Raw genomic sequence first — 15,639 nt, forward strand, 5'->3', positions numbered from 1 at the left:
TCTATTTGCGCAAAAGGCGCAAGCCGTTGAACACCACCAGCAGGCTCACGCCCATGTCGGCGAACACCGCCATCCACAGGGTGGCCATGCCGGCAAAGGTGATCGCCAGGAATATCGCCTTGATGCCCAACGCCAGAACGATGTTCTGCATGAGGATCGCCGCACTTTGGCGCGACAGCCTGACGAAGGCCGGGATTTTGCGCAAGTCGTCGTCCATCAACGCCACGTCGGCGGTCTCGATGGCGGTGTCTGTGCCGGCCGCCGCCATGGCAAAGCCGATTTCGGCACGGGCCAGTGCCGGGGCGTCGTTGATGCCGTCACCGACCATGCCCACCCGATGGCCCTGGGCGTACAGGGCCTCGATGGCTTTCAGCTTGTCGGCAGGCAGCAGGTTGCCCTCGGCACGGTCGATACCCACCACGGCGGCGATGGCCTGCGCGGTATGCGGATTGTCGCCGGTCAGCATGACAGTCTTGATGCCCAGCTCATGCAGTTCGGCAATGGCCTGGCGGCTGCTGTCCTTGACCGTGTCGGCCACGGCGAACAGCGCCAGCGGACCAGAGCGGTCGAGCAGCAGGACCACCGTCTTGCCCTGACGCTCCAGCGCATCCAGCTGGGCCTCCAGCGCGGGCGAGCACAGCCCCAGTTCCTCTACCAGGCGGTGGTTACCCAAGTGGTAGACCTCACCGTCGACAGTGCCCTTCACGCCACGCCCGGCCAGGGCAGCGAAGTCATCCACTTCGCTCAAGGCCAGGCCTTGCTCTTTGCCGAACCGGGCAATGGCGCGGGAAACCGGGTGGTCCGAGCGCTCACCCAGGCTGGCGGCCAGGGCTTGTGCGCGGCCTTCGAACAGCGGCTCCAGCACCTTGGCGTCAGTTTGCACCGGCTTGCCGTGGGTAATGGTGCCGGTCTTGTCCAAGGCCAGGAAGTCCAGGTGACGACCGCCCTCCAGGTAAACACCGCCCTTGATCAGGATGCCTTTGCGCGCCGCAGCGGCCAGGCCGCTGACGATGGTCACCGGGGTCGAGATCACCAGGGCGCACGGGCACGCGACCACCAGCAGCACCAGGGCGCGGTAGATCCAGTCGAACCACCCACCAGCCATGAGCAGCGGCGGAATCACCGCCACAGCCAGGGCGATGGAAAACACCACCGGGGTGTAGATGCGCGAAAAACGGTCGACGAAGCGCTGGGTCGGCGCCCGCGCGCCTTGCGCCTCCTCCACGGCCTTGATGATCCGCGCCAGGGTCGATTGCCCGGCAGCGGCGGTAACGCGAAACTCCAGCGCCCCCGCCTGGTTGATAGTGCCGGCGAACAGCTTGTCGCCCACCGCTTTCTCCACAGGCAGGCTTTCGCCGGTGATCGGTGCCTGATCGACGCTGGATTGACCGCTGGTCACTTCACCGTCCAAGCCAATGCGTTCGCCGGGGCGCACCCGCACCAAGGCGCCAATGGCCACCTCCCGCACCTCCACCTCGCGCCACTGGCCATCGGCCTGCTGCACCGTGGCGATGTCCGGGGTCAGTTGCATCAGCCCCCCGATGGCATTGCGTGCACGGTCCAGCGAGCGCGCTTCGATCAACTCGGCGACGGTGAACAACACCATCACCATGGCCGCTTCCGGCCACTGACCGATCAGCACGGCGCCGGTCACGGCAATACTCATCAGCGCGTTGATGTTGAGGTTGCGGTTCTTCAGGGCGATCCAGCCCTTTTTGTAGGTACCCAAGCCGCAGCCAACAATAGCCGCCAGCGCCAATGCCGCCACCACCCATTCCGGCGCAAACGCACCAAAGTGCACGATTTCGGCGGCGATCGCGGCAATACCCGACAATAGCAGTGGCCACCAGCGGGTCTTGGCCGGTTGTGGTGCGGCTGCCGTGTTGTCGTCTTCGGCCCCAATCGGCTCGGCCTTCATGCCCAGGCTGTCGATGGCCCGCTCGATGTCGGCGGTACCGCCCAGGGTGTGGCGCACGCCAAGCACGCGGTTGATCAGGTTGAATTCCAGCTGCTCGATCCCGGCCAGCTTGCCCAACTTGTCCTGGATCAGGGTCTGCTCGGTGGGGCAGTCCATGGCCTCGATGCGGAAACGGCTGAGCTGTGCCTGAGCACTGGCCGTTTCAGTCAGTTGCACCAGAGACGGCGCTGCTTTGGAGCCGCAGCAGCTGTGACCGTGGGCGGCATGGCCATGGTCGTCATCGCCATGGGCGTGATCGTGCGGGTGCTTGTGTTCGTGGCTGACAGGCTGGTTCATGGGGTCATCCTTAAGTTGAGCCTGTTGCCAAGTGAACACCCTGTAGCCACTATAGGGTCAAGCCATTTGCTGGAGATTTCGTGATGAAGATCGGAGAACTGGCCAAAGCCACCGACTGCGCGGTGGAAACCATCCGCTACTACGAGCGTGAAAACCTTTTGCCCGAGCCTGCGCGCACCGAAGGCAACTACCGGCTGTATACCCAAGCCCATGTCGAGCGGCTGACCTTCATCCGCAACTGCCGCACGCTGGACATGACCCTGGACGAAATCCGCAGCCTGCTAAGCCTGCGCGACAGCCCGGAAGGCTCGTGCGGCAGCGTCAATGCGCTGATCGACGAGCATATCGAGCATGTGCAGGCGCGGATCGATGGCTTGGTGGCGTTGCAGGAGCAGTTGGTGGAGCTGCGGCGGCGCTGCAATGCGCAGGGGAGTGAATGCGCGATCCTGCAGCAACTGGAGACGAACGGGGCGGTATCGGTGCCGGATGCCGAGCATTCGCATGTGGGGCGGAGTCACGGGCATTGATTCAAAAGCTTCGCGGGTGAACCCGCGAAGAGGCCAGTTCAAACAATAGAGATCTATCAGACCGCCATCGGCGCGGTCATCGGCGCATGGTGCTCATACCCTTCCAGCCAGAAATCACGCGGCTCGATCTTCTCCAGCCACTCCGGCTCATACTTGCCCGTCTCGGCAAACGCCGGTACGCGGTCGCTGATCACCAGCTTCGGCGCTTCCAGCGGCTCGCGTTTGAGCTGCTCGTTGAGCATGTCCAGGTGGTTTTCATACACATGGGCATCGCCGATGAAGTAGGTGAACCAGCGCGGGGTATAACCGGTCAGGCGGCCAAACAGCGACAGCAGCGCCGCGCCTTCGGTGAGGTTGAACGGTGTACCCAGGCCCAGGTCGTTGGAGCGGATGTAAAGGGTCAAGGAGATTTCCTTGGTCTCTACATTCGGGTGGAACTGGTACAGCAGGTGGCACGGCGGCAGCGCCATTTCGTCCAGCTGCGCGCAGTTCCAGCCATGGAACAGGATGCGCCGGCTACCCGGGTCGTTGGCGATGGTGTCCAGGCACTGGCGCACCTGGTCGATGGCCTTGTACAGCACCACGAACGCCTGGCCATCTTCTTCGTCCTGGGCAATGCGACGGAAGCCGGCCTTCTCGGCCATTTCGATAGCGGCAGGATTGCTCAGCGGAATGCGCTTGTAGCCCGGCCACTGGCGCCATTGCACGCCGTAGATCTCGCCCAGGTCGTCATGGCCCTGGCGGAACGGGTTGGCCAGCCACTGGGCGTTTTCGTTGGCGTTCTGGTCCCAGACCTTGCAGCCCAGCTCGCGGAATTCACCGGCGTTTTTCACGCCCCGCAGGAAGCCGACCATCTCGCCGATCGCCGACTTGAACGCCAGCTTGCGCGTGGTGATGGCCGGGAAGCCCTTCTGCAGGTCGAAGCGCAGCATGGCGCCCGGCAGGCTGATGGTACGGATGCCGGTGCGGTTGCCTTGCAACGTACCGTTCTCGATGACTTCACGGACCAGATCTAGATACTGTTTCATGACGTTCCTGTAACAAGAACGGCAGGGGGATCACCCCTGCCGTGAAAATCATACGGCTGGTTTTGCCGTAGGTTTGCGGTTGTAGGCCAACCAGATCAAGAAGATGCCGCCGACGATCATCGGCACGCAGAGCAACTGACCCATGGTCAACCAGCCGAATGCAATGTAGCCAAGCTGGGCATCAGGCACCCGCACAAACTCCACGATAAAGCGGAAAATGCCGTAGAACAGCGCGAACATGCCGGAAACGGCCATGGTCGGGCGCGGTTTGCGCGAGTACAACCAGAGAATCACGAATAATGCCACACCTTCCAGGGCAAACTGGTACAGCTGCGACGGATGACGGGGCAACTGGGCAGGGTCGCTGAACGGCGGGAACACCATCGCCCACGGCACGTCGGTCGCCTTACCCCACAGCTCGGCGTTGATGAAGTTGCCGATACGCCCGGCGCCCAGACCAATCGGCACCAGTGGGGCAACGAAGTCCATCAGCTCGAAGAACGACTTGTTGTTGCGCTTGCCGAACCACAACGCCGCCAGCATCACGCCGATGAAGCCGCCGTGGAACGACATGCCGCCCTTCCACACCTCGAAGATCAGCGTCGGGTTGGCCAGGTAGGCATGCAGGTCGTAGAACAGCACATAACCCAGGCGGCCACCGACGATCACCCCCATCGACAGCCAGAACACCAGGTCGGACAGTTTCTCCCGCGACCAGGTAGGGTCGAAGCGGTTCAGCCGGCGCGAGGCCAGCAGCCAGGCGCCGCCGATGCCGATCAGGTACATCAGGCCGTACCAGTGGATTTTCAACGGCCCGATGGCCAGGGCCACGGGGTCTATCTGCGGGTAAGGCAGCATGGAACTTCCTCTCGATTCAAATCAAAAAGCTGAGGCCAACACAGAACAGCAGGGCTGCGAACAGGCGTTTCAACAAACGGGGCGACAGCTTGTGCGCCAGGCGCGCACCGAAGCGGGCGAAAAACATACTGGTCACGGCAATACCGATCATCGCCGGCAAGTAGACATAACCCAGGCTATGAGCCGGCAGATGCTCTTCGTGCCAGCCCAGCAGCATGAAGCTCAGGGCACTGGCCACGGCAATCGGCAAGCCACAAGCCGAGGACGTAGCCACTGCCTGTTGCATGGGCAGGCTGCGCCAGGTGAGAAACGGCACGGTCAGCGAACCGCCGCCAATGCCAAATATGGCCGAGGCCCAGCCAATCACCCCACCCGCGCCAATCAGCGCGGGTTTGCCGGGGATGCCACGGCTGGCCTTGGGCTTGAGGTCCAGGGCCATCTGCGCGGCAATGACCAAGGCGAACACGCCGATGATCTTCTGCAGCAGCGGGCCCTGGATCAGCGAGGCGGTCTTGGCACCGATGCCGGCGCCGATGAGAATGCCCAACGTCATCCAGGCGAAGATCGGCCATTGCACCGCACCTTTGCGGTGGTGTTCCAGCACAGCGTTGATCGAGGTGAACACGATGGTGGCCAGCGACGTGCCGACTGCCAGGTGGGTCAGCACCGAGGCATCGAAGCCCTGCAAAGTGAAGCTGAACACCAGCACCGGTACGATGATAATGCCACCGCCCACGCCAAACAGCCCGGCCAGCACGCCAGCGCAGGCGCCCAACAACAGATAGAGCACGAATTCCATTCGGCTTCCCCAGCAAAACAATCCGGCATGGTAACGGAAGCCGGGCTCGGGGCTCTAGTGAACTCTGTGTCAGGATGGATCCGCCCCGCCGCTGTGGGTACAGTGGCATAAAACACAGAGGCCCAACCGATGTGCCTGATCGTATTTGCCTGGCGGCCGGGGCATGCCCTGCCGCTGATCGTCGCGGCCAACCGCGACGAATTCCATGCCCGCCCCACCCAGGCCCTGGCGGCCTGGGAGGATGCGCCCGGGGTGTACGCCGGGCGCGACCTGGAGGCCGGTGGTACCTGGCTTGGCGTGGGGCCGCAGGGGCGTTTTGCCGCGCTGACCAATATCCGCGACCCGGGCCAGGCACTGGGGCCCCGCTCGCGGGGTGAACTGGTGGCGGCATACCTGCAGGGCGAGCTGGGGGTCGAGGCTTACCTGGACCAGGTGGCCAGCCGCAGCGGGCTGTATTCGGGGTTCAACCTGCTGGTGGGTGATGGGCGGCAGCTGGGTTACCTGCATGCCCGTGACGCTACGCCGTGCCTGCTGGACGCCGGGGTGTACGGGTTATCCAACGCCGGGCTGGACACGCCGTGGCCGAAGCTGGTGAAGGCACGCAGCGGGTTGGAGGGGCTGCTGGAAACGCCGGAACCGCGCCGGTTGCTGGCTTTGCTGGCGGATAACGAGCCAGCGGCTGATGGCGACTTGCCTGAGACCGGTGTTGGGATGGCGACCGAGAAGTTGCTGTCGAGCGTGTTCATCGCCAGCCAGAATTACGGGACCCGGGCGAGCACGGTGCTGATTGTGGATGATCAGGGACGAAGGCGGCTGATTGAGCGCAGTTTCGGGCCCTTTGGCGGGCATCTTGGGGAAGTTGAGCTATCGGTTTGAGGGCCATGGGGCCGCAAAGCGGCCCCAAAATTTCAGAGGGTTTTATTGGCCCCTGGCCCGATCATCCGCGCCAGCCCAAGGTTTTTCAGGGCCAACTGCAGCGAGCTGTGGATAACCTGCGGGTTGTCATGGCTCAAGGCTTCAGCCAGCAACTCCTTGGCCTTGCCCATGTTCACCTGGCGCAGCATCCACTTCACCTTCGGCAGGTTGGTGGCGTTCATCGACAAGCTGTCAAAGCCCATGGCCATCAACAGAATCGCCGCCGCAGGGTCACCGGCCATCTCACCGCAGATGCTCACCGGCTTGCCTTCACCATGGGCATCGCGCACCACCGTGTTCAGCGCTTGCAACACCGCTGGGTGCAGATAGTCGTAAAGGTCGGCGACCCGTGGGTTGTTGCGGTCTACCGCCAGCAGGTACTGGGTCAGGTCGTTGGACCCCACCGACAGGAAGTCCACCTGCCGCGCCAGCTCCTTGGTCTGGTACACCGCTGCCGGGATCTCCACCATCACACCCACTGGCGGCATCGGCACATCGGTGCCCTCGTCACGCACCTCGCCCCAGGCACGGTGGATCAGGTGCAGCGCTTCTTCCAGTTCGTGGATGCCGGAAATCATCGGCAGCAGGATGCGCAGGTTGTTCAGGCCTTCACTGGCCTTGAGCATGGCGCGGGTCTGCACCAGGAAGATTTCCGGGTGGTCGAGGGTAACGCGGATGCCGCGCCAGCCGAGAAACGGGTTTTCTTCCTTGATCGGGAAGTACGACAGCGCCTTGTCACCGCCAATGTCGAGGGTACGCATGGTCACCGGCAGCGGGTGGAAGGCCGCCAACTGCTCGCGGTAAATGGCCAGCTGCTCTTTCTCGCTGGGGAAACGCTGGTTGATCATGAACGGCACTTCGGTGCGGTACAGGCCCACCCCTTCAGCGCCGCGCTGCTGGGCGCGGGCCACGTCGGCCAGCAGGCCGGTGTTGACCCACAGCGGCATGCGGTGGCCGTCCGGGGTGACGCAGGGCAGTTCGCGCAGGGCATCCAGGCCCTGGGCCAGTTGGCGTTCTTCCTCGACCACTTCGCTGTATTGCTTGCGCAGCACTTCGCTGGGGTTGGTGAACACTTCGCCCTTGTAGCCATCGACGATCAGCTCGATGCCGTCGACCTTGGAATACGGCAGGTCGACCAGGCCCATCACCGTAGGGATGCCCATGGCACGCGCAAGGATCGCGACATGGGAGTTGCCCGAGCCCAGTACCGAGACCAGACCAGCCAGCTTGCCTTCCGGCACTTCGCCAAGCATGGCCGGGGTCAGCTCTTCACTGACCAGGATGGTGTTGTCGGCATACACCAGCGACTGCGAGCGGGCTTCCTGCAGATAGGCCAGCAGGCGCCGGCCAAGGTCCTTGACGTCGGAAGCGCGCTCGCGCAGGTAGTCATCGTCCATCAGCTCGAAGCGGTTGACGTGCTCGCCCACCACCTGGCGCAAGGCGCCCTGGGCCCACTGGCCGGTCTTGATGACTTCGGTCACCTCACCGCCCAGGGCCGCGTCCTCGAGCATCATCAGGTACACATCGAACAACGCACGCTCTTCCGGGCGCAGCTGGGTGGCCAGCTTTGCCGAGAGCTTGCGCATGTCGTCGCGCACGCCTTCGAGGGCGTTCTGGAACAGCTTGAGTTCGGCGTCGATATCATCGACGGTCTTGTCCGGCACCACTTCCAGGTCGGCGGGTGGCAGCATGACCACCGCGCGCCCCACGGCAGCACCAGGCGAGCCCGGCACACCGACGAAGCGGGCTTCCTGGATACCTTTGCCCTGGCGACCCAGACCTCGGATCGAGCCGGTGGCCTCGGCGTGGGCGATAACGCCGGCAAGCTGGGCGCTCATGGTGACCAGGAAGGCCTCTTCGCCCTCGTCGAACTGGCGGCGCTCCTTCTGCTGGATGACCAACACCCCGACCACGCGGCGGTGGTGGATGATCGGCGCACCGAGGAAGGAGGCGAATTTTTCTTCGCCGGTTTCGGCAAAGTAGCGGTAACGCGGGTGATCCGCGGCGTTTTCCAGGTTCAGCGGCTCTTCCCGGGTGCCCACCAGGCCGACCAGGCCTTCATTGGGGGCCATGCTGACCTTGCCGATGGAGCGCTTGTTCAGGCCCTCGGTGGCCATCAGCACGAAGCGGTTGGTTTCCGGGTCGAGCAGGTAGACGGAGCAGACCTGGCTGCCCATGGCCTCCTTGACGCGCAAGACAATGATCCCCAACGCCGACTTGAGATCTTTGGCGGAGTTTACTTCCTGGACGATCTTGCGCAGCGTATTGAGCATGGCTCGGGGTCGAACTCCGTCGTCAGTCGCGCGTCAGCAGACGCGGTGCTAGCTCTTTCAGGGCGCGCCGGTACACCTCGCGCTTGAATGTCACAACCTGGCCCAGCGGGTACCAATAGCTCACCCAGCGCCAGCCATCGAACTCCGGCTTGCCGGTCAGGTCCATCCGCACCCGCTGTTCGTTGCTGACCAGGCGCAGCAAAAACCACTTCTGCTTCTGCCCGATGCACAGCGGCTGGCTGTGGGTACGGACCAGTCGCTGGGGTAAACGATAACGCAACCAGCCGCGGGTGCAGGCAAGAATTTCCACATCATCGCGTTCAAGGCCAACTTCTTCGTTCAGCTCGCGGTACAGGGCGTCTTCCGGCGTCTCGTCAGGGTTGATACCCCCCTGGGGAAACTGCCAGGCATCCTGGTTGATCCGGCGAGCCCATAGCACCTGCCCGGCATCATTCGTGAGAATGATCCCGACATTGGGGCGAAAACCATCCGGGTCGATCACGGCAGCAACCTCGCAAACGCATGTCACCGCATTGTTCCACAAAGCTTGCGAGCGCAGCAACGCGCCCGCCAAGCTTATGTGCAGCCGCGTGAAAACTCCGTATTCTGCGGGCCTACCCTGTGGCTGACACGAGTGACCGCGATGCGCCTGGCTTTATTCGACCTGGACAATACCCTCCTCGGTGGCGACAGCGACCATGCCTGGGGTGACTACCTGTGCCAGCGCGGCATCCTTGACCCGGTTGCCTACAAGCAGCGCAACGATGGCTTCTATCAGGATTACCTCAATGGCACCCTGGACCTGCAGGCCTACCTGGCCTTTTCCATGGAAATCCTGGCGGCAACGCCCACAGCCCAGCTGGACGAATGGCACCGCGACTTCATGCGCGACTGCATCGAGCCGATCATCCTGCCCAAGGCCTTGGCCTTGCTGCAGCAGCACCGCGAGGCGGGCGATCAGTTGGTGATCATTACCGCTACCAACCGCTTCGTCACCGCACCGATTGCCCGGCGCCTTGGGGTGAAGGTGTTGTTGGCGACTGAATGCGAAATGCATGAAGGCCGCTATACCGGGCGTAGTACCGATATACCGTGTTTCCGTGAAGGGAAGGTGACGCGGCTGGAGCGCTGGATGCTGGAGAACGGCTTTGATCTTGAGGACAGCTATTTCTATAGCGACTCGATGAATGATTTGCCGCTGTTAAAGCGGGTGACTCATGCAGTGGCGGTGGACCCGGACCCGAATCTTCGGGCCGAGGCTGAGAAGCATGGGTGGCCGGTGGTTTCGCTCAGGGCTTGAATTGCCAGGGCCGCTTTGCGGCCCAAATTCCATCACACTGGCTTGGCCCCCATCAGCCCGGCAATGGACAGGAAGCAGACCCCGCTGAACACCGCCAGCGCCAGGGTAAACCGCAGCCCCACCACCTCAGCCTTGCGCAGCCGGTTCAGCCGCACCAGCAGCCACCACACGGCAAAAGCGCCAAAGGTATAGATGACGCTGGACGCCAGCACCCAGGTCTGCCCCAGCGGCCAGCCCACCAGATGCACCAGCCACCAACCGGTGAACGGCATGCTCACCAGGCACAGGCCCATCACCAGCCAGACGAACACCAGTGGTCGACGCAGCAACTTGGCGTAGGCTTCGGCATCGCCTTGCCTGCGGGCACGCACGGTCCAGATCGCCAGGCCCAGGGCACCCAAAACCAGCAGTGCAGTGGCGATCATGTGCAAGGTCTTGAGGGTGGTCAGGTGTTCCATGTCTTCACATCCTTGAGCGATAAGCCAAGCTTAGCCGCTCAGCCCAGGAACAGCTTGTAGGCCGGGTTCTCGGTCTCGTCCCAGTACGGATAACCGATCTTGGCCAATGCTGCCGGCACCAGGTGGCGCTCGTCCTCCGGCACCTGCAACCCCGCCACCACGCGCCCGTCAGCCGCGCCATGGTTACGGTAATGGAACATCGAGATGTTCCAGCGCCCACCCAGCTTGTTGAGGAAGTTGAACAACGCCCCCGGCCGCTCGGGGAACTCGAAGCGCAGCACCATTTCGTCGCTGGCACCGGCCGAATGGCCGCCGACCATGTGGCGAATGTGCAGCTTGGCCAGTTCGTTGTCGGTCAGGTCGGTAACCGGGAAGCCCTGTTCGGTCAGATGCTGCACCAGCGCCGCACGCGGGTCGTTTTCCGGGTGGGTCTGCACGCCAACGAAGATGTGCGCCTCGTCGGAGGTGTGTTTGCGGTAGTTGAACTCGGTGATCTGGCGCTTGCCGATGGCCTCGCAAAAGGCTTTGAAGCTGCCCGGGCGCTCGGGGATGGTCACGGCGATGATCGCTTCGCGCTTTTCGCCCAGCTCGGCACGCTCGGCCACATGGCGCAGGCGGTCGAAATTGACGTTGGCGCCAGAGTCGATGGCCACCAGGGTCTGCCCGGCCACGCCGTACAGCTCGACATATTTCTTGATGCCCGCCACGCCCAAGGCGCCAGCAGGTTCGGTGATTGAGCGGGTATCGTCATAGATATCCTTGATTGCCGCACAAATCTCGTCGGTGCTGACCGTAATGACTTCATCCACATGGTGGCGGCAGATATCGAAGGTATGCTGGCCGATCTGCGCCACCGCAACGCCGTCGGCAAACAGCCCGACCTGCGGTAGCACCACGCGCTCACCCGCCGCCATGGCTGCTTGCAGGCAGTTGGAATCGTCCGGCTCCACGCCGATCACCTTGATATCCGGGCGCAGGTATTTCACATAGGCAGCAATGCCGGCGATCAGGCCGCCCCCGCCCACAGGCACGAAGATGGCGTCCAGCTGGCCAGGGTGCTGGCGCAGGATTTCCATGGCCACGGTGCCCTGCCCGGCGATGGTGTGCGGGTCGTCGTAGGGGTGGACATAAACGAAGCCCTTCTCATCCACCAGCTTCAGCGAATAGGCCAGTGCCTCGGGGAACGAGTCGCCATGCAGCACCACCTTGCCACCACGCGAACGCACGCCTTCGACCTTGATCTCGGGGGTGGTCTTGGGCATCACGATGGTGGCCTTGATACCAAGCTCGCGCGCGGCCAGGGCCAGGCCTTGAGCGTGGTTGCCAGCCGAAGCGGTAACCACGCCACGGGCCAGCTCTTCCGGGCTCAGCTGGGCCAGCTTGTTGTACGCCCCACGAATCTTGAACGAGAACACCGGCTGCAGGTCTTCACGCTTGAGCAGAATCTGGTTGCCCAGGCGTTTGCTCAGCTGCCCGGCGCTCTGCAACGGGGTTTCGACGGCAACGTCATAGACGCGCGAGGTGAGGATCTTCTTGACGTACTGTTCGAGCATCGGGAAAGCATCACTGGGCCGCGGGACAAGGGCTGGGAGTCTACCCCAGCGCTACGTCGGGCGACCACAGCAAAGCCGCCCAAGCCGTTATACTAGGCAACTTTGAAAACCGCCCTGCCCCTTTTCGGAGCCCGCATGACCCAGGACCAACTCAAACAGGCCGTCGCCCAGGCCGCTGTCGACTTCATTCTGCCCAAGCTGGATGAAAAGAGCGTTGTCGGCGTCGGTACCGGTTCGACCGCCAACTTCTTCATTGACGCCCTGGCTCAGCACAAGACCGCCTTCGATGGCGCAGTCGCCAGCTCCGAAGCCACCGCCCAGCGCCTGAAGGGCCATGGTATCCCGGTCTACGAGCTGAACAGCGTGAGCGAGCTGGAATTCTATGTGGATGGCGCCGACGAGAGCGACGCGCACCTGAACCTGATCAAGGGCGGCGGCGCAGCCCTGACCCGCGAGAAGATCGTCGCGGCCGTGGCCAAGACCTTCATCTGCATCGCCGACGGCAGCAAGCTGGTGCCGGTGCTGGGCGCCTTCCCGCTGCCGGTCGAAGTGATCCCGATGGCTCGCAGCCATGTGGCCCGTCAGCTGGTCAAGCTGGGCGGCGACCCGGTGTACCGCGAAGGCGTGGTGACCGACAACGGCAACGTGATCCTCGACGTGCACAACCTGCAGATCACCAACCCGGTGGAGCTGGAAGCGCAAATCAACGCCATCGTAGGCGTGGTGACCAACGGCCTGTTCGCGGCGCGGCCGGCGGATTTGTTGCTGCTGGGTACCGCTGAAGGTGTGAAGACCCTGAAGGCCGAGTAACCTTCTTCGCGGGTAAACCCGCTCCCACAGGTACTGCGCTGGCCTCAGGCCTGTGAAATCCCTGTGGGAGCGGGTTCACCCGCGAATAGGCCCTGACAGGCGATCAATCAGCCGGCTGCTTGAACACATAGAACAGGTTCGGCTCACTGACCAGATAAATGGTCCCCGCCTCATCCATTGCAATCCCCTCCGCCTGCGGCACCGTCGCCTGCAAACCCTGGAAGCCCTTGCGCAACGACAAGGTGCTCAGCGGCCTGCCTTCTACATCCAGCTCCAGCACCAGGCGCGATTCGTCCGACAGTGCCAACAAGTGCCCGCTGCGCTCATCGAACTGCAAACTCGACAAATCCCGCACAAATAGCCGCGCATCGCGTTTGCGGTCCTGCACTACATGCACCGCGTAAGGCTTTTCCGGGTTGTCATGCGGGAAGCCGTGCACCTCGTAGATCAGCATCGGGTCACGCTCCTTGGCCACGAACAGGCGCTTGCCCGCCGAATCGTAGGCCAGCCCCTCGAAACCCTTGTTGCCGTTCAGGCCGATGCCCAGGCTGAGCTGCTCGGCGTCACCGGCGTCGAGGAACATCGTGTCGTCTTCCAGACGCACGCGAATCAACCGCTGCTGACGTTCGTCAGTGATCACATAGCTGTTGGGGCCCACATATTCCACGGCTTCCGGGTCGCCGAAGCCGGTCAACGGCACGCGGCGCAGGATGCGGCCATCCAGCGACAGCTCGATCAGCTCCGAACGGGCGTTGGTGACGGTGAACAGGGTCTTGCGGTCCGGGTCGTAGGTGAGCGCCGAGATGTCGTCATCCAGCCCTTCGACCACCTTCGCCTCCACCACCACCCGGTAACGGTCCAGGCCAATACTCTGCTCGGCAGGCTGCCACCAGGTCTTCAGGTTGAACCAGCCACGCTCGAACAGGCGAAACTCCTGCCCGGCCCAGCCAAGCAGGAGCAGGCCGAGGGCGGCCAGAACAAGGAACAGGCGAATAAAACGGCGCATAAGGGCAGACTCGGCACAGGGGTGGCGAATCTAACCATTAACGGCTGAAGCAAAGCTTAATACCAGCGTCAGGCAAATCTGATGATGCTGTCAGTTCTTCTTGAAGCGATAGAACAGCGCCGGCTCGCTGACCATGTACAGGTTGCCCTTGTCGTCCATGGCCACCCCCTCGGCGCGCGGGATGGTGTCTTCAAGCCCGTTGAAGCCGCCCAGCAAGGTCATGAAGCTGACTTGCTGGCCCTGCTCATCCAGTTCCAGCAGCATGTTGGAGTCGGCCGAAAGCACCAGCAGATGGCCAGTACGTGGGTCGACGCCCAGCGCCGAGAGGTTGCGCAGGTCGAGTTCTTCGCTAGGCAACGGCTGCTTCTGGCCCTTGAGCGGGCTGCGGCCATCGGTGTTCCAGGTGTACAGCTTGGGCGGGCGCTCCTCGCCGATGACCAGGCGCTGGCGCAGCGGGTCCCAGGCCACGGCCTCGAAGCCTTTGTTGCTTTTGACCGACTGGCCCAGATCGTGGCTCTGGAAATCGTCGTGGTTCAACACCGCTGTCTGTGCATCCACCTTGACCACGGTCAGGTCATGCAGGCGCTCGTCGGTGATCGCCAGGTAGCCGTCTTCCAGCACAGCGACGCCTTCCGGGTTGCTCCAGCCGTTGAGCGGAATCTTGCGCAGTACATCGCCATCCAGGCTCAGCTCGACCAGGATCGGGTTCTTGCCCATGACCGCGAACAGGGTACGGGTATGCGGGTTGAAGGACAGGTCCGAGGCTTCGTCATCGTCCATGCCCGGCAGTGGCTTGGCATCGATGTCGACCTGATAGTCCGGCAGCCACACGCTTTCGCTGCGCTCGGCGGTGCTTTCGAAGCTTTCCTTGACCCATAGCGCACCGCGGTCATCCCAGTGCATGGCAACGGCCACGCCATAACCGATCACCGCCGCCACGGCCAGGCCGAAGGGCCAGCGCAGGTAGAAGCGACGTTTGGGGGTTGCCGGAGCGGAGGGTGATGGCATGCGCGGGTCCTGGGGAAATGGGCGTACGTCCGCGCATTATCCGGATAGGGTGTGAAAAATCAGTAAACAGGACCGGCCTCTTCGCGGGCAAGCCCACTCCCACAGGAACTGCGCAACGCTCAAGGGCGACGCTGTACATGTGGGAGCGGGCTTGCCCGCGAAGAAGGCGACGCGGTTTCGGCTCAGAGCACCCGGCTTTCGAAGCGGCTTACACCCGGCAGCTCCAGCACCAGCTCGTCACCGACATTGAACGGCCCCACGCCCGCCGGGGTGCCAGTGAGGATCACATCCCCCGCCTGCAGCGAGAAATGCGCCGCCATGTACTGGATCATCGGCACGATCGGGTTCAGCATCATCGCGCTGTTGCCGTCCTGGCGTACTTCGCCGTTGACAGTCAGGCGTACCGGGATGTCGGTCACGTCCTCGAAGCTGCCAGCCGATACGAACGGCGGCAGTACGCAGGCGCCGTCAAAGCACTTGGCCAGCTCCCACGGCAAGCCCTTCTCTTTCAGCTTGGCCTGCACATCACGCAGGGTCAGGTCCAGCGCCGGGGCGTAACCGGAAATGGCGTCCAGCACCTCTTCCTCGCTCGGGTGAGTCGACAGTGGCTTGCCCAGCAGCACGGCAATCTCCGCCTCATAGTGCACCGAGCCACGCTCGGCCGGGATCTTGAAGCCACCCTCGGCCGGTACCACGCAGCTGCCCGGTTTGATGAACAGCAGCGGCTCGGTGGGGATCGGGTTGTCCAGCTCCTTGGCATGCTCGGCATAGTTACGGCCGATGCATACCACTTTGCCCAACGGGAAGTGAATGCGCGTGCCGTCTACATACTGGTGCTGGTAACTCATGG

Annotated in this window: 15 protein-coding genes; 4 read left to right on the forward strand and 11 right to left on the reverse strand. The window is 63.1% G+C overall.

The annotated features are described in order from the left end of the window. Window position 1: 1 nt before the first annotated feature. Window positions 2-2,254, reverse strand: a complete 2,253-nt coding sequence (locus QQL85_RS06730) for a heavy metal translocating P-type ATPase (protein WP_284353091.1) — start codon at window positions 2,252-2,254, stop codon at window positions 2-4. Window positions 2,255-2,337: 83 nt separating this feature from the next. Here QQL85_RS06730 and cadR point away from each other — a divergent pair, with 83 nt between their 5' ends. Then, entirely contained in the window at window positions 2,338-2,781 is a 444-nt protein-coding gene (gene cadR / locus QQL85_RS06735; RefSeq protein WP_284353090.1) for a cadmium resistance transcriptional regulator CadR, read from the forward strand. 56 nt (window positions 2,782-2,837) lie between these two features. On the opposite strand, the gene QQL85_RS06740 is transcribed toward cadR, so the two are convergent. The 3 genes from QQL85_RS06740 to QQL85_RS06750 are packed head-to-tail and all read right to left on the reverse strand — an operon-like array spanning window position 2,838 to window position 5,466. Next, window positions 2,838-3,809, reverse strand: a complete 972-nt coding sequence (locus tag QQL85_RS06740; RefSeq protein ID WP_284353089.1) for a thymidylate synthase — start codon at window positions 3,807-3,809, stop codon at window positions 2,838-2,840. A gap of 48 nt (window positions 3,810-3,857) precedes the next feature. Further along, window positions 3,858-4,667: a prolipoprotein diacylglyceryl transferase gene (gene lgt, locus QQL85_RS06745; protein ID WP_016489681.1), complete on the reverse strand. Its 810-nt coding sequence runs from the start codon at window positions 4,665-4,667 to the stop codon at window positions 3,858-3,860. A 16-nt stretch (window positions 4,668-4,683) separates the two neighbouring features. Then, window positions 4,684-5,466, reverse strand: a complete 783-nt coding sequence (locus tag QQL85_RS06750) for a sulfite exporter TauE/SafE family protein (protein ID WP_284353088.1) — start codon at window positions 5,464-5,466, stop codon at window positions 4,684-4,686. A gap of 129 nt (window positions 5,467-5,595) precedes the next feature. Here QQL85_RS06750 and QQL85_RS06755 point away from each other — a divergent pair, with 129 nt between their 5' ends. Beyond that, window positions 5,596-6,342 (forward strand): NRDE family protein, encoded by a 747-nt coding sequence (locus QQL85_RS06755; protein ID WP_284353087.1) that lies wholly within the window; start codon window positions 5,596-5,598, stop codon window positions 6,340-6,342. Window positions 6,343-6,374: 32 nt separating this feature from the next. On the opposite strand, the gene ptsP is transcribed toward QQL85_RS06755, so the two are convergent. Further along, complete coding sequence (gene ptsP / locus QQL85_RS06760; protein WP_284353086.1) at window positions 6,375-8,654, reverse strand: phosphoenolpyruvate--protein phosphotransferase; 2,280 nt, start codon at window positions 8,652-8,654, stop codon at window positions 6,375-6,377. A 22-nt stretch (window positions 8,655-8,676) separates the two neighbouring features. After that, the gene (locus tag QQL85_RS06765) at window positions 8,677-9,156 is read right to left on the reverse strand and encodes an RNA pyrophosphohydrolase (protein WP_003249017.1); all 480 of its coding nucleotides are present in this window, start codon (window positions 9,154-9,156) and stop codon (window positions 8,677-8,679) included. A gap of 141 nt (window positions 9,157-9,297) precedes the next feature. Between QQL85_RS06765 and QQL85_RS06770 the strand changes: the two genes are divergently transcribed. After that, window positions 9,298-9,954, forward strand: coding sequence for an HAD family hydrolase (locus QQL85_RS06770; RefSeq protein ID WP_284353085.1), 657 nt, complete (start codon window positions 9,298-9,300; stop codon window positions 9,952-9,954). Window positions 9,955-9,986: 32 nt separating this feature from the next. Here QQL85_RS06770 and QQL85_RS06775 read toward each other — a convergent pair whose 3' ends face one another. Then, window positions 9,987-10,412 (reverse strand): DUF2269 domain-containing protein, encoded by a 426-nt coding sequence (locus QQL85_RS06775; RefSeq protein WP_284353084.1) that lies wholly within the window; start codon window positions 10,410-10,412, stop codon window positions 9,987-9,989. Window positions 10,413-10,450: 38 nt separating this feature from the next. Then, on the reverse strand, window positions 10,451-11,965 hold the full coding sequence (gene ilvA, locus QQL85_RS06780; protein WP_284353083.1) for a threonine ammonia-lyase, biosynthetic: 1,515 nt from the start codon (window positions 11,963-11,965) through the stop codon (window positions 10,451-10,453). Between the two features lie 135 nt (window positions 11,966-12,100). Here ilvA and rpiA point away from each other — a divergent pair, with 135 nt between their 5' ends. After that, window positions 12,101-12,775: a ribose-5-phosphate isomerase RpiA gene (gene rpiA / locus QQL85_RS06785; protein WP_060485716.1), complete on the forward strand. Its 675-nt coding sequence runs from the start codon at window positions 12,101-12,103 to the stop codon at window positions 12,773-12,775. Between the two features lie 103 nt (window positions 12,776-12,878). Here the strand turns inward: rpiA and QQL85_RS06790 are convergent, their stop codons facing one another. The 3 genes from QQL85_RS06790 to QQL85_RS06800 form a co-directional block, all read right to left on the reverse strand. Beyond that, window positions 12,879-13,781, reverse strand: coding sequence for an SdiA-regulated domain-containing protein (locus QQL85_RS06790; RefSeq protein ID WP_284353082.1), 903 nt, complete (start codon window positions 13,779-13,781; stop codon window positions 12,879-12,881). Window positions 13,782-13,871: 90 nt separating this feature from the next. Next, a complete protein-coding gene (locus tag QQL85_RS06795) occupies window positions 13,872-14,789 on the reverse strand; it encodes an SdiA-regulated domain-containing protein (RefSeq protein WP_284353081.1) in 918 nt (305 codons plus the stop codon). A 182-nt stretch (window positions 14,790-14,971) separates the two neighbouring features. After that, on the reverse strand, window positions 14,972-15,637 hold the full coding sequence (locus tag QQL85_RS06800; RefSeq protein WP_016712562.1) for a fumarylacetoacetate hydrolase family protein: 666 nt from the start codon (window positions 15,635-15,637) through the stop codon (window positions 14,972-14,974). Between the last annotated feature and the right edge of the window lie 2 nt (window positions 15,638-15,639).

The sequence above is a fragment of the Pseudomonas putida genome (assembly GCF_030159595.1).
Classification (GTDB): Bacteria; Pseudomonadota; Gammaproteobacteria; order Pseudomonadales; family Pseudomonadaceae; genus Aquipseudomonas; species Aquipseudomonas putida_AC.